The organism is Enterocloster aldenensis (assembly GCF_003434055.1).
GTDB classification, from domain to species: domain Bacteria; phylum Bacillota; class Clostridia; order Lachnospirales; family Lachnospiraceae; genus Enterocloster; species Enterocloster aldenensis.
Map to the genome: position 1 here is coordinate 175,184 of NZ_QVEX01000004.1, position 13,389 is coordinate 188,572.

The window sequence follows — 13,389 nt, forward strand, 5'->3', positions numbered from 1 at the left end:
ATATGAAGATTGCTATTGTTGCTGACAGCAACAGCGGTATTACGCAGGATGAGGCAAAGAATCTGGGGGTATCCGTACTCCCCATGCCTTTTATGATTGACGGAACTGTTTATTATGAAGGAATTGACTTAAGTCATGAGGAGTTTTATAAAAAGATGGAGGAAGGGGCGGATATCACCACGTCACAGCCATCCCCAAAAGATGTGCTGGAATGCTGGGACTCCCTTTTGGAGGAACATGACCAGGTTGTCTATATTCCCATGTCCAGCGGGCTCAGCGGCTCCTGCCAGACCGCCCTTATGCTGGCAGAGGATTATGACAAAAGGGTGCAGGTGGTGAATAACCAGCGCATTTCCGTAACCCAGCGCCAGTCGGCCCTGGATGCCAGGGACCTGGCTGCAAAAGGGTACTGTGCAAAAGAGATAAAGGATATATTGGAGGCAACCAAGTTTGACAGCATCATCTATATAACGGTGGACACCCTTAAGTATCTGAAAAAAGGCGGCAGGATTACGCCTGCGGCCGCGGCCCTTGGCACCCTGTTGAAAATCAAGCCGGTGCTGACCATAGAAGGGGAGAAGCTGGATGCATTTTCAAAGGCAAGGACCATGAAGCAGGCAAGGCAGACCATGCTGACTGCATTGGCCCATGATTTGGAGGAACGGTTGGGCGACAAGGAAGCAGGACATACCTATCTTCAGATTGCCCATACCTGCAATGAGGAAGCAGCGGAGGAACTGGCGGGTATGGTAAAGGAACTGTATCCCCTGGCGCCGGTATTTGCAGCCCCTCTTTCACTGAGCATTGGATGTCATATTGGGCCGGGAGCCCTTGCGGTGGCCTGTACCAAAAAGTTAAAGGAGCTGGAATAATTGCCCAAGGAAAAATTCATGGATAGACTCCGCACCTATGGCATGAGCATAAAGGTGCCTCTGACCGGGCTTGTGATTGCAGTGGCCATCCTGCCCCTGTTCCTTCAGGCCGCGGTCATGCTGGGATCCTTTAACCAGGGACAGCTGGATGCAAGGACCATAGAGATACAGAACCAGTGCGTCATCCTGAGTAATAAGATGACAAGGTCAGGCTACATGACTGCGGAGAAGAAGAACGCCACAGGATTGGACAGCCAGATGCAGGCCATTGCAGATGTCTATAATGGAAGGATTGTCATTGTGAACACCAACTTCCGTGTGGTCACGGATACCTTTAACCTGGCAACCGGCAAATACTATATATCAGAGGAAGTCATCAAGTGCTTTAAAGGAGAGAACAGCAGCCATTATAACAAGGATATGCAGTATCTGGCCCAGACCATACCCGTATATGACCCGGCCAATGAAAAGAATATTAACGGAGTGATTGTTGTCACTGCTTCCACTGAGAATATCCTGTCCCTGACAGACAAGGCCATGGGTAAATCCAACCTGTTCCTGGTGTGCATGTGCCTGGTGCTGGCCGTCCTGGCAGCAGCTGCGGTCCACATCATCATGAGGCCCTTTAAGAACCTTCAGATGTCCTTTGACCGTGTGGCCCAGGGGGACCTGGACGCGGACATCTCTGAGGACACCTACAGGGAGACAAGGCAGCTATCCCATTCCGTGCAGAAGTCCCTCAGCAAATTGAAGGCAGTGGACCAGTCCAGGCAGGAGTTTGTTTCCAATGTGTCCCATGAACTGAAGACGCCCATTACCTCCATCCGCGTGCTTGCGGATTCCCTGATGGGGATGGAGGAGGCTCCGGTGGAACTGTACCGTGAGTTCATGACTGACATATCCGATGAGATAGACAGGGAGAACCAGATCATTGAGGACCTCCTGATGCTGGTGAAGATGGACAAGTCTGCGGAAAGCCAGATGAATATCGGGCAGGTCAATATTAACGCAGAACTGGAACTTATATTAAAACGCCTGCATCCCATTGCAAAACGGGGGAACGTGGAGCTTGTGCTGGAAAGCATACGCGAGGTGACTGCGGATGTGGACAAGGTGAAGATTTCCCTTGCCATTACAAACCTTGTGGAAAATGCCATCAAATATAACCGGGATTCCGGTATGGTAAGGGTAACATTGGATGCGGACCACAAGTATTTCTATGTAAAGGTGGCGGATACGGGGATCGGCATTCCGGAAGACGCCCTGGAGCATATATTCGAGCGGTTCTTCCGCGTGGACAAAGCGCGTTCCAGGGAGGTGGGAGGTACCGGACTGGGCCTTGCCATTGCCAAGAATGTAATCCAGATGCATCATGGCATTATCGATGTGGAAAGCACGCCGGGAGAGGGCACTACCTTCAGCATGAGGGTTCCCCTGACCTATGTGCCGAGACTGGAGGTGAAGTCATGATCAGGCCGGGATTAAGGAAAATGCTTCTGTTTTGGGTACTGATGATTATGTCCGTATGGGTGTTCATGGGCTGCAGCAGGGATGAGGCTCCTATTGCTGCGCCGGATGAAGGCACCTACCTGATTTATTACCTGAATTCAGCCATCACAAAGCTGGTGCCCAGGTCATATGAGGCTGTTTCCACCAATCAGGAGGACCTTGTGGCAGAACTGATGGACCAGTTCATCCATGTGCCCAAGGATCTGGACTGCCAGCCTGGTCTTACGGATAAGGTGACATTTCAGGGAAGCCGCCAGGAAGAGCAGGTCCTGTACCTGTATTTTGATGTGAACTACACGGCCATGAAGCCTGAACGGGAGATACTCTGCCGGGCAGCCCTGACCAGGATGATGACCCAGATAAAGGGGGTTGACTATATCAGCATATATTGCGGGGACCAGCCCTTGATGGACCGCCAGGGCAATCCGGTGGGGGTGCTGACATCCGGTGATTTCATCATGAATACCAGCAATGTAAACGCGTACGAAAAAACAGAACTGACCCTTTATTTTGCAGATGAAACCGGCACAAGCCTGGTGGAGGAAAAACGCGAGGTGGTCCATAATATCAACACCTCCCTGGAACAGCTGATTGTGGAACAGCTGATTGCAGGGCCGGGGCAGGAGGGACATTACCCGACCCTTCCGGAGGACTGTAAGATACTGAGCCTGTCCGTGACAGACAATGTGTGCTATATCAACTTTGACTCAGCTTTTCTTGCAACCACGCTTCCGGTCAGCGAGTATGTGCCTATCTATTCCATTGTGGATTCCCTGTCAGAGATGACATCGGTGACCAAGGTACAGATCCTGGTAAACGGTTCGCAGAATGTGATGTTCAGGGATGTGATTTCCCTCAATACCGCCTTTGAGAGGAGCCAGGAGTATATTGAAGGCGCGCAGTAATGTTTAACGGTTCGGCTTTAAGGATCCACATCCTCCGTGGGATGTGTCCCAAACAGATCTGAAAGGAAAAACTTAATATGAAAAGACCGCTTATTGTATTGGCAGCTGGTTTTGTACTTGGAGAGGTGCTTGCCCTGCAAGGTCAAAAAGCGGTGTCCCAGGGGCTTTTGTGGTGGCTGTATGCCGCCGCAGGGCTTTTTGGGATGTGGTCATACCGGATATCATTCCCGCAATCCGGCGGAAAAAGACAGGGCAGCAGTGCTGGAAAAACAGCGCTCCTGCTCTTTTTTGTGCTGGTACTCACAGGAGGATGCGCAGGATATGCCAGGGGGGCTTGGGAAAAGGAAAGGCTGGACCGTGAAGAAGTGTCTGCCCGGGAATTCACAGGCACCAGGGTCACGCTTCAGGGAAGGATTGGGAAAACAGAACAGGGGAACGGGAGTTTATCCCTTGTGCTGGAGGATGTCAAGGCCCGGGTGGGAAAGACAGATAAAAGATATGGCCGGGTGATTGTTTACGTGAAGGATGATGGGGGTGGGAAACATGGCAGGAGTGGAGTTGATGACGGAGGTGGAAATGATGGAAGGGGTGGAGCGGATGGCAGGAAAAAAGGAAATACCGGATTGCCAGACCTGCTTCCGGGAATGACGGCTGAGATAAAGGGGAAGATGGAGGCAATAGAGGGTCCCAGGAATCCGGGAGAGTTTGATTTTAGAAGGTATTACCGTTCCAAGGGCACTGCCTGCAGGATGTTTGGGGAACAGATAAAGATTATAGATGGGGAATACATTCCATATCAGACATTTCTTATGAAATTCAGGGCAGGATGTGGAAAAATACTCGACAGGATCTGTCCTCCGCAGGACAGCGCTGTGTTTAAGGCCGTTCTGCTTGGGGATACGTCCGGTATGGAACCAGAGGTGCGCTCCATGTACCAACGCCACGGTATTTCCCATCTGCTGGCGGTCAGCGGCCAGCACCTGGCCATTATAGGGGGAGGAATCTATCTTATCATGCGCCGTCTGGGGCTGGGTTATAGCCGGGCCGGGATACTGGGGGCGGTGATGGTCATAAGCTATGGAGTCATGACAGGAAGTTCCGGCTCTGCAATCCGGGCCGTAATCATGATTATATGCCTGTGGCTGGCAGCGTCCAGGGGTAAAAGTTATGATACCCTGTCTGCCCTGGGGCTTGCAGCAGCCATACTTCTGTGGAAATCTCCCTATCTGTTGTCTGCCAGTGGATTCCAGCTGTCATTTGGCGCCGTATTTGCCATTGGAGGTCTGGGCAGCTGGCTCAAGTCTGGTTTCAAAGCAGACAAAGGGTGGAAGAACACGGTTCTGATGAGCCTGTGCGTCCAGATTGTCATAACGCCAGTGGTGCTTTATCATTATTACCAGCATCCCCTATACGGCATTTTCATGAATCTTCTGGTCATACCGCTGATAGCCGTGCTTATGTACTCGGGTATCCTGGGAATCGTGCTGGGCAGTTTCTGGCTGAAGGGAGGAACCGCCGCGGTCGGGGCAGGCCATTATGTGCTGTGTTTTTACGAATGGCTGTGCAGGCAGGTGGAACACCTGCCGGGATACTGCCTTGTGATGGGAAGACCGTCCTGGATTCAAATCATCCTGTATGGGGCCGGGATGGCCGGGACTCTGTATTGGCTTAGACGGCTGCGGTTTGAGGAAAATGGGGATGGTTTGGAAGATGGGGGGGACGATGGTGTAAAAGGTGGCGTAAAAGATGCCATAAACGATAGCAATAGCGGCAAGGGAATTGGTGGAATATGCAGATATCATATATCCAGGTTCCCTATAGCGGTAACTGCGTGTCTATATGGACTTTTCTTCCTGACTCTGCTGCCTGTGCCGGAAAAGGGATTAAAGGTCATAATGCTGGATGTGGGACAGGGAGACGGAATCGTAATGCGGACAGAAGCATTTACCATATTGGTGGATGGGGGAAGCAGCAGTGATAAGAGTCTGGGAGAGAAAACCCTGGAGCCATGCCTTAAAAGTATGGGCATAGATACGATTGATTTTGCTGTGGTGAGCCATGGGGACAGTGACCATATAAGCGGTCTGCTGTATCTCATGGAACACTCAGAGGACATTGCGGTCAGGAACCTGATATTGCCCATGCCTGGCCGGGGACAGGAAATATATGATGAGTTGGAACGGGCTGCGGAGGATTCAGGCGGAAAGGTATTCTATATGGCTCCATCAGACCGCATACAGGCAGGCGGGCTTAATCTGACATGCCTGTATGCAGGGGGAGGACTGCTGCCGCCAGATGACCGCAATGCCCATTCACTGGTCCTGTGTGCGGATTACAAAGGCTTCCATATGCTTTTTACCGGGGATATGGGGACAGAGCAGGAAAAGGGACTGCTGAAACTGGCAGAAGAAGAGGGAAGCCTTCAGCAGGAACATCTAAATCATGTGCAGGTGCTGAAAATGGCCCATCATGGTTCCGATACGTCCTCTGGCGAGGGATTCCTGGACTATTTGGATCCGGACCTGGCGCTTGTCTCATATGGAAGGGGCAACTCCTACGGCCATCCGTCCCCTGATGTGATGGAACGGATGAAAAAACGCCGTATCCCTGTGATGGAAACGGGATACGGCGGCGCAGTCATATTGCGTACGGATGGGAAAGGGCTGCGGTGCGTATATTTTATGGAGGAAGGGAGATAGGCATCCGTCAGTTTTTGCCGGTAAGTGGAGCGCGCATATGGCGGGAATGATTTCTTAAACAGGACCTTACGCACGTCTGGCAGTTTGCTTTTATTCATCCGGGCTGCACAATATTTTTTCTAAAAGGGCATTGCATCCTGTGGTAATGTCATTCCAGGTGGTTTCGAAATCACCTGTATACCAGGGGTCCGCCACATCCCTGCTGCTGCCGGCAAATTCCAGCAATTTATGGATTTTGTTATCCGGGTCGCCGCCGGAGATGCGTGTCATGTTACGGATGTTCCAGTCATCCATTCCAATCAGGTAATCAAATGTCCCATAGTCCCTGGGCTTCATCTGCTTTGCCTGATGTCCCTGACAGCTGATGCCTGCCTGGCGCAGCTTTTCCCTGGTGCCCCGGTGGGCGCTGTTTCCAATCTCCTCTGTGGAGGTGGCGGCTGAATCGAGGAAAAACATGTCCTCCAATCCTTTTTTGCGGACCAGGTCCTGGAAATAGTAGAGGGCCATGGGGCTTCTGCATATGTTGCCGTGGCAAATGAATAGTACCTTTATTTTCTCCATTTTATCTCCTCATATCCTCTCAAAGCCTTATAAATACTGGCTTTTCAGCCTTTGTGCATTTTTTACTTGAAAGGTTCTTTTTCTTGTAAATTCTTGTATTTTCTCATGTTTTTTCGGGCATTTGTGGTACAAATGGGTTATTTTTAAAGTCCCAAATCCCTTATGAGATAAGGCTTACATGAGTTGTTTGTGCATGTTTTTGGGTTATAAACTTTTTCTTTTCCAGTTCATCCCTTGCTTCTTTTAATCTGGCAAGTTCTTTCTTTGCATCATCATAGCCGGTATGCGTATAAATATTAAGTGTTACAGATATATCTGAATGCCCCATCAGATATTGCAGTGTCTTTGGGTTCATCCCTGAATTGGCCATATTTGTACAATAAGTATGCCTGCATATATGTGGAGTAACTGGCGGCAATTGCAACAAATTCTCACGATTATATTTTTCTCTTGCATGCTGCATGTACTTTTCCCAATGAAGTGCAACCATTGGCCTTCCATTCTTGTCCAGAAACAGAAATCCTCCATATCCATCCACCATCGGCTCACGTTTTGGTTTCCTTCTATTCTTCAAGATTCGAAGAAATGCTTCTTTTACATCCGCTTCCATCGGAAGTAACCGCGTACCACTTGTTGTCTTTGTAGATACGATGATATACTTCATTTCTCGAGTTCTTTGCAACTGATGATTCACATTGATAATATCTTCTTTAAAGTCCAAGTCTTTTACAGTAAGTCCACAAAATTCAGATATTCTAAGACCTGTCTTGAATAAGATATAAAATGCATCATAATACTGATTATAATGCGGATCATTCTTTACAAAATCAAGAAATTTAGTTTCATCTTCCGGAGAAACAGCTTGTCTTTTCTGACTGTCATTAACAAGTACTGTACCTAATTCAAATCCAAATGGATTTTTTAGAATCAAGTCATCATCCACAGCCATTTGAAAAGCAGGTCTTAAAACACCTCTGATGGAATGAATGGAACTATATCCTCTACCATCTCTTTGTAGTTTTATCAGAAAAATCTTTGCGTCAGAAAGTTTCACATCATCCACTTTCTTATAAGCGAATTCTTCCTTTTTCAATACATTCACCACAAATTTGTAATTCGCTAAAGTATTATGCTTTACTCCTGTTTTCAGGGAAAGATATCGTTCCACAAGTTCAAGCACTGTAATGTTACTTCCTGTAATCCCTTGCATCTGTAAGGACTGAACTTTTCTTTCTTTTTCCCTGAGAGAAAGATCCGCCCGTTTACCTTCCGGCATCTTATCTGCTTCTGTCAATCTCCAACTATATAATATTTTACGCTTGCCAAGTGAATCTGTATATTTATAGCGGTAACGTCCACTTGGTTCCTGCCATTCTCCTTGCTGGAGAACTCTGCCTTTATCATCACGTCTCTTTGAAATCATATCCTACCTCCAAGGGGACGCAACATGATATTGTTAGTATATCATGTAACCCCTAATTCGAACACCTCCTTCTTTTAAATTTCATTTTATATCGCACTGAGTGTATCAATAAATTTTTCAAATCTTGTTCGTTTTATCTGTACACGATTCCCATTCCAAAGCAAATACTCTGCATTTGGATTGTCACTGACTAACTTACGAAGCTTTCCTTCTCCAATACGAAAATAGGATGCTGCCTCTTCAATGGATAATGTATACTTCTTCCAATAAGGTATATCATAACTTGTCATTTGTATGCCTCCTTCTATTATCTTTGTTTTTGACATTGGCGGCTGGCAAAGGTATCTATAAAGACTGCCAATGCCAAAGTATTTTTTTGCCAATGTCATCTTTTATTCTGTGATTAACGCAACTGTTTTTCTTCCCTGACACCAGTCATAGCTTAATCTACTTTCCAATTGCTTTCTTGCATCTCTTCCTGTTCTGGAAGAAATCCCATAGGCTAGCAGTTCTGCCTCTAATTCTTCTAAACACATCATTTTCCGTTTGCTCAATAATTCTAGGATCAACTTCTGTGCCTTTTTCAGTTTCGTTTCCTTTTTCGTTCCTGCTTTCCCCATTAGCAGATCTTCAATGGATATATCGTATTCTCCTAACCATTTTAAGCCTTCTTCTCCTAAAGAAAATGCTACCGGATTTTCTTTTTTAGCAAGAGAATCCTTTTGCTGATATACCACTCGAATATCCTGTTCCTTCTCTTTTTCCACTTTTTCTACAAATAAGATGCTTCGTACTGCCGCTGCGATATCAATGGATCCCAGGGAACGGTAATCGCTCTGACTTCCCGATGACTTATTCAAATGTCCAATGAGAACAATGGCACATCCAGTTCTCTCTGCAATCGTACTGAGATGCCGGAATAAGGGACGGATCTCATTTGCCCGGTTCATATCCACATTGGCTCCCAGATAAGCCTGTATGGGATCCATGATCATGAGGCGTACATTGTTCTGGCGGATAGCTTTTTCAATCCGATCATCCGTCATAGAAAGCTGTTTTTCATCTTCATTGATGAATCGCACCCTTGTCATATCTGCACCACATTTTGCTAATCTAGGCTTAATGGTATCTGCTATCCCATCCTCTGCTGTTTGATACAACACATTAAAGGGTTCTATGGGAAGTGCATTGGGAAGTTCTTTTCCATTCGTACAGTATGCGGCGATTGCCATTGCAATCCATGTTTTTCCTTTTCCCGGATTCCCCTGAATCAAAGTAACCTTTCCAAAGGGAATAAATGGATACCATAACCACTGAACCACCGTTTCCTCAACCTCTGACATCTTCATGACCGGCACTGGTTTTTCTCTGTTGTCTCGCAAACAGATCTGTTTTGCCATTTCTTTTACAGGCAGTCCTGCAACTAGACATTCATTCCAATCTTTTTTGGCTGGCTCTAAACGAAATACACAAAGTTCCTCTGGAATCATAGAAACAAATTGCCTGCATCTCTCATTTCCAGGCTCATCATTATCCAGGCATAAATAGATAGACCTAATGTTTTTATGCTCCATATAGACCTGTTTCATTGCTTTTTCACTCAATCCTCCCAGGGAAATATAACTATGCTTTTCCCATTCTTCCGGAACTGCAGTAATATAAGACAGAAGATCAATGGGAGATTCAAACACGAACAGCTTTTCATTCGTTCCTATATGGCCAAATCCATAGATTTTTTCTGAACCTTTTGCTTCCCCACGATATCGTTTCTCATCAGTTCCCCGCATAGCTGCATATCTGGGATTCTGTTCTTTGTCTCTTCCAACGAATACCACATTGTGATAGTTTTTACTTTCATAAATATCCCCCTTTGCAATCATCTGATCTATCAGCCATTCCGATAGTTTCCTCTGCTCAATGAGATACTTCCTTGCAATCTCACAGCTTTCATTTCTTTCTGGCAATTCCAATCCAGGCAAGGGGATGGGGCAGACCTTCTGTCTGCCTGCATCTTCCTTGGCCGTTCTTCTGTTGGTTTCTCCAACTCCCTCTTCTCCTAATAATTCTTTGACTGCCTCTGCAAAAGAAAGGCCATAGAATTCTTTCATAAAATCAATGGCATGACCGCCTTTATTCTGACTAAAACGATACCATTCGCTCTTGTTGATCATCACACTGTCATGTCGTAACCACCGGTATTCCTTTCCACATCGTTTGAACTGTTCTCCTCTCCCAGAAAGAAAAACATATAAATCGGTATCATCTGCTCTTTGGATCTGTTCTCTTGTATATTCTTCCATCTTCTAAAATCCCTCCTATAATTCCATTCCATGATGTTTCTTCTTTCGTTTCATGGTTCTCACTGCTTCTTTTGTTTCTGTGGATTGCTCCCGCTTGTTTGTTTCCGGAAGAGAGACACCTTCTCCTTCCTCTGCCATCAAAGCCTCCACATGATTTTTGATTCCCTCATACTTTCGTAACATCGCATGGATCCGTTTATCTTCTTTTCGTAAAGCAGCTATCTCTTCTGATAAACGAGCGGCTTCTCGTTTCCATTGTCCTTCCGGGATCTTCCCACTTGGGTCTAGATTTTCTTTTAAGATTCTTTCCGAACGATAATATCCGCTAAGTTCCTTCTTATGTTCCTCTTTGAATTTTTCCCTGCCAAAATATTTCTTCTTTAATTCCAGATAAACAGGTCTTGTTTCAAAATACTCTTTCATTGCATAAAGATTGCTGTTGACACTTCTCAGAGCAGACAGTTGTTGATTCAACCGCTGACTCACCTCATTCAGCTGTATATCTAATTCCTGGATTTTCTCCGTCAGCTGTTCTGGGGTTCTCACATCCTGCTCTTCCAGAAAGCGGATCGTCTCTGCAAATTGTTTCAGATTTGTATTCTTCGCCTTTTGTGTTCCATAAGCGTAGGATTCTGCAACTGCATTTCTCTTATCACAATAGTTTCTCAGATAATCCGCTAAGGTTGGCTGATGTAAGAACACCATCCGTTCCATCAGTTGGCTTTCTCGAAACAAGGACCATTGAAGAAGATTCTTTGCCCGTTCTTTCATATCATTTAAGGCTCGGATGAGTCGGTTTAAACTTCCCAGTGCGGTTGAAATCCCTCTTGCTTCCATTGCCTGTACATTCGGTCCTTCATGCACCATCGGGATCTTATCAATCCCCCGTTCCTCATAAGACCTGGCATCGACTCTTTCTGTAAGTCCTTTTTCTTCATACAGTTCGTTACACATCTTCGCCCAGGCACTTCTCAATTCTTCCAAGGTTTCTTTCCTACTCCAATCCGTTGTATGTACCGCCCGAAATACCGGTTGTCCTTTCTGATTCAAAACCGGCTGTCCATCCGGTGTCAGTACTGGAACCTTTTTTTGCTTTTGTCCCCAGGTACCATCTTCCTGTAAAGGACGAATGGGCACCATGATGTGCATATGAGGATTGGGGATTTTATCCTTTGCCTTCTTCGGATCATGGATTGCCAGATCTGCAATCATCCCTCTTGCGACTAACTGTTCTTCTACGAATCTTCTTGCAAGCTCAATATTTTCTTCCATGGAAAACTCATTCATCAAGGCAATATCAAAGCTGTGTGCCAGCTGTGCTTTCTTATTCCCTTCGATCCATTCCACCTCATTCCAAAGGGTCTCCCTGTCTTTGAATCTCTCCGGAGCCTGTTTGGGAAGATGAATCTCCGCTAATACCACACCGCCTTTTCTCGTATAATCACTTACTTCTCCATAATACGTACATTCCAGTTTTGTACCGGCTCGATAAGCAGCACTGGCAATGGCAGACTGCCCTTTTCCTCTGGATAATTGATTCAGATGAAAGTGATAACATCCCATCTTACTCATCTCCCTGTGGCAGTTCACCTCGTTGCATTGCCTTTAATAGTGCTTCCTCTTCTGCGAATTCTCGTTCCTTCGCTTCTGCAGTTTCCGCCCGTCCACGAACCATTTCATGAACGACATCACAAAACTTACAAGCGGGATCATGAAGAAGTTCATCCATCAGCTGATAAAATTCCGCCTCGGTCAGATATTTGGTATCTTTACAGATTGCTTCTATGGCTGCTCCTTTCTGAATCAACAGATGGGTTCGTGCCTTTCGTTTTTTCTTTTTCTGTGTATCCAGATAATTCAAGGATCTCTGGATCCTATGCTCTGCCTGTTCCTTCTCAAGCTTTGCCTGTTTCAATGCAGCTTCTGTTTTTTCAATCTCAAGAAGTGCTTCCTGCGTATATTCCTGAAATGTTTTCTTCTTCGCCATATCGTTCTTTTTCTCCTTTTTAAACTCTTCAATTTTCTCTGTTACGGGATAGGCATTTCTGCCGGAAGGGGAACCCTTCTTCGGATGGATCATCCGCAAATACTTTCGGAATTCCCCTTCAGAAAGATGCTACTTCCGTAGGACGCACATACCTTTTAAGGTATATAAGTGCGCTCTTCTGCTTTCAGCATCCGAGTTATTCTTACTCAAACGGAAGTTCTTCTCCGTCTGGAAGATTCATAAATCCATCTGGATCGGTATCTTCTTTCTTTTCTGATCCTGACAGTTTCTTCCCTTCTGCGAAATAATGTTCTTCTACAATCACGTTGGTGGCATAAACTTTATTCCCCTCCTGATTCACATAGCTTCCTGTCTGGATCCGCCCGCTTACTAAAATCTTCAAACCTTTTTTCAGATATTTTTCTGCAAACTCAGCATTCTTCCCAAAGGTGACACAAGAAATAAAATCTGTTTCTGCCTTTCCATCCTTTCGATATCGTCTGTCTACTGCCAGCGTGTATCTGGCCATTGCAGTATTGTTTTCATCCTGGAGATATTTCACCTCCGGATCTTTTGTCAGTCTTCCCATTAAGATTGTTTTGTTCATGTAGTTTCTCCTTTCTCTTTTCGTTTTTTCTTTGTTCTTGAATCAGGTCCGATTCTTTTAAGGCAAATGTAATTTGTTCCTCATATATCAGAACGTAGAGAGGGCTTTTTACAAATAAAAAATGAATGTTATTTTTTTACCCTCATATAACGAAAGGCTCAGAGGGGAAAATACAGGGTGGAAAAGGAAATTTTTTATTTTTCCGCACAAAAATACCCCTATGACTTCAAAATCGAAATCATAGGAGTATTTAATTCAACCTACTCAGTGGGGTGTTTTATATTTTGTTTTACACATGTCATTACAGTGTTTTTCAGTTCGACAAGCTGAAATTGTTATTCATCTTTTGTTTTTTTCTTATAAACAATTGTTCCAACAGAACTTCCAAGACATATGCCAATTGCTATGCCTAACGCAAGATTATCTAAAATAATTCCGAATACTACACCTAAACATAACCCGACTGAAATTCCATTTCCAAAATAATTTTTTTTATCCTTCATCATAATACCTCCTGCAAAGTCAA

The 13,389-nt window shown here is 45.5% G+C and carries 12 protein-coding genes; 4 read left to right on the top strand and 8 right to left on the bottom strand.

What is annotated here, in order from left to right:
• The first annotated feature begins 2 nt into the window (after nucleotides 1-2).
• The 4 genes from DWX59_RS10860 to DWX59_RS10875 all read left to right on the top strand — a co-directional run bounded on the left by DWX59_RS10860 (nucleotide 3) and on the right by DWX59_RS10875 (nucleotide 5,985).
• Complete coding sequence (locus DWX59_RS10860; RefSeq protein ID WP_117558945.1) at nucleotides 3-872, top strand: DegV family protein; 870 nt, start codon at nucleotides 3-5, stop codon at nucleotides 870-872.
• Between the two features lie 18 nt (nucleotides 873-890).
• Nucleotides 891-2,342 (top strand): sensor histidine kinase, encoded by a 1,452-nt coding sequence (locus DWX59_RS10865; RefSeq protein WP_409337934.1) that lies wholly within the window; start codon nucleotides 891-893, stop codon nucleotides 2,340-2,342.
• Nucleotides 2,339-3,286, top strand: a complete 948-nt coding sequence (locus tag DWX59_RS10870; protein ID WP_117558949.1) for a GerMN domain-containing protein — start codon at nucleotides 2,339-2,341, stop codon at nucleotides 3,284-3,286. Before DWX59_RS10865 ends, DWX59_RS10870 begins: the two co-directional genes overlap by 4 nt.
• Before the next feature lie 77 nt (nucleotides 3,287-3,363).
• Nucleotides 3,364-5,985 carry a ComEC/Rec2 family competence protein gene (locus DWX59_RS10875; protein WP_117558951.1) on the top strand — a complete coding sequence of 874 codons (2,622 nt, stop codon included), beginning with the start codon at nucleotides 3,364-3,366 and terminating at the stop codon, nucleotides 5,983-5,985.
• 90 nt (nucleotides 5,986-6,075) lie between these two features.
• Here DWX59_RS10875 and DWX59_RS10880 read toward each other — a convergent pair whose 3' ends face one another.
• The 8 genes from DWX59_RS10880 to DWX59_RS28690 form a co-directional block, all read right to left on the bottom strand.
• On the bottom strand, nucleotides 6,076-6,546 hold the full coding sequence (locus DWX59_RS10880) for a low molecular weight protein-tyrosine-phosphatase (RefSeq protein WP_117558953.1): 471 nt from the start codon (nucleotides 6,544-6,546) through the stop codon (nucleotides 6,076-6,078).
• 160 nt (nucleotides 6,547-6,706) lie between these two features.
• On the bottom strand, nucleotides 6,707-7,969 hold the full coding sequence (locus DWX59_RS10885; protein ID WP_016439055.1) for a site-specific integrase: 1,263 nt from the start codon (nucleotides 7,967-7,969) through the stop codon (nucleotides 6,707-6,709).
• Nucleotides 7,970-8,055: 86 nt separating this feature from the next.
• The gene (locus tag DWX59_RS10890) at nucleotides 8,056-8,259 is read right to left on the bottom strand and encodes an excisionase (protein WP_009243293.1); all 204 of its coding nucleotides are present in this window, start codon (nucleotides 8,257-8,259) and stop codon (nucleotides 8,056-8,058) included.
• A 102-nt stretch (nucleotides 8,260-8,361) separates the two neighbouring features.
• A complete protein-coding gene (locus tag DWX59_RS10895; protein WP_117558955.1) occupies nucleotides 8,362-10,269 on the bottom strand; it encodes an AAA family ATPase in 1,908 nt (635 codons plus the stop codon).
• A gap of 15 nt (nucleotides 10,270-10,284) precedes the next feature.
• Nucleotides 10,285-11,832, bottom strand: coding sequence for a MobQ family relaxase (mobQ, locus tag DWX59_RS10900; RefSeq protein WP_117558957.1), 1,548 nt, complete (start codon nucleotides 11,830-11,832; stop codon nucleotides 10,285-10,287).
• A 1-nt stretch (nucleotide 11,833) separates the two neighbouring features.
• Nucleotides 11,834-12,349, bottom strand: coding sequence for a DUF3847 domain-containing protein (locus DWX59_RS10905; protein WP_235845010.1), 516 nt, complete (start codon nucleotides 12,347-12,349; stop codon nucleotides 11,834-11,836).
• 109 nt (nucleotides 12,350-12,458) lie between these two features.
• On the bottom strand, nucleotides 12,459-12,863 hold the full coding sequence (locus tag DWX59_RS10910) for a single-stranded DNA-binding protein (RefSeq protein ID WP_117558959.1): 405 nt from the start codon (nucleotides 12,861-12,863) through the stop codon (nucleotides 12,459-12,461).
• Nucleotides 12,864-13,198: 335 nt separating this feature from the next.
• Nucleotides 13,199-13,369, bottom strand: a complete 171-nt coding sequence (locus tag DWX59_RS28690; RefSeq protein WP_165854708.1) for a glycine zipper domain-containing protein — start codon at nucleotides 13,367-13,369, stop codon at nucleotides 13,199-13,201.
• Between the last annotated feature and the right edge of the window lie 20 nt (nucleotides 13,370-13,389).

What these genes read in the sequence shown, in the direction of transcription:
- DWX59_RS10890 (WP_009243293.1), bottom strand. Translation starts at nt 8,259, where the DNA reads ATGACAAGTTATGATATACCTTATTGGAAGAAGTATACATTATCCATT.
- DWX59_RS10870 (WP_117558949.1), top strand. Translation starts at nt 2,339, where the DNA reads ATGATCAGGCCGGGATTAAGGAAAATGCTTCTGTTTTGGGTACTGATG.
- DWX59_RS28690 (WP_165854708.1), bottom strand. Translation starts at nt 13,369, where the DNA reads ATGATGAAGGATAAAAAAAATTATTTTGGAAATGGAATTTCAGTCGGG.
- DWX59_RS10880 (WP_117558953.1), bottom strand. Translation starts at nt 6,546, where the DNA reads ATGGAGAAAATAAAGGTACTATTCATTTGCCACGGCAACATATGCAGA.
- DWX59_RS10860 (WP_117558945.1), top strand. Translation starts at nt 3, where the DNA reads ATGAAGATTGCTATTGTTGCTGACAGCAACAGCGGTATTACGCAGGAT.
- DWX59_RS10865 (WP_409337934.1), top strand. Translation starts at nt 891, where the DNA reads ATGGATAGACTCCGCACCTATGGCATGAGCATAAAGGTGCCTCTGACC.
- DWX59_RS10905 (WP_235845010.1), bottom strand. Translation starts at nt 12,349, where the DNA reads ATGATCCATCCGAAGAAGGGTTCCCCTTCCGGCAGAAATGCCTATCCC.
- DWX59_RS10895 (WP_117558955.1), bottom strand. Translation starts at nt 10,269, where the DNA reads ATGGAAGAATATACAAGAGAACAGATCCAAAGAGCAGATGATACCGAT.
- DWX59_RS10885 (WP_016439055.1), bottom strand. Translation starts at nt 7,969, where the DNA reads ATGATTTCAAAGAGACGTGATGATAAAGGCAGAGTTCTCCAGCAAGGA.
- mobQ (WP_117558957.1), bottom strand. Translation starts at nt 11,832, where the DNA reads ATGGGATGTTATCACTTTCATCTGAATCAATTATCCAGAGGAAAAGGG.
- DWX59_RS10875 (WP_117558951.1), top strand. Translation starts at nt 3,364, where the DNA reads ATGAAAAGACCGCTTATTGTATTGGCAGCTGGTTTTGTACTTGGAGAG.
- DWX59_RS10910 (WP_117558959.1), bottom strand. Translation starts at nt 12,863, where the DNA reads ATGAACAAAACAATCTTAATGGGAAGACTGACAAAAGATCCGGAGGTG.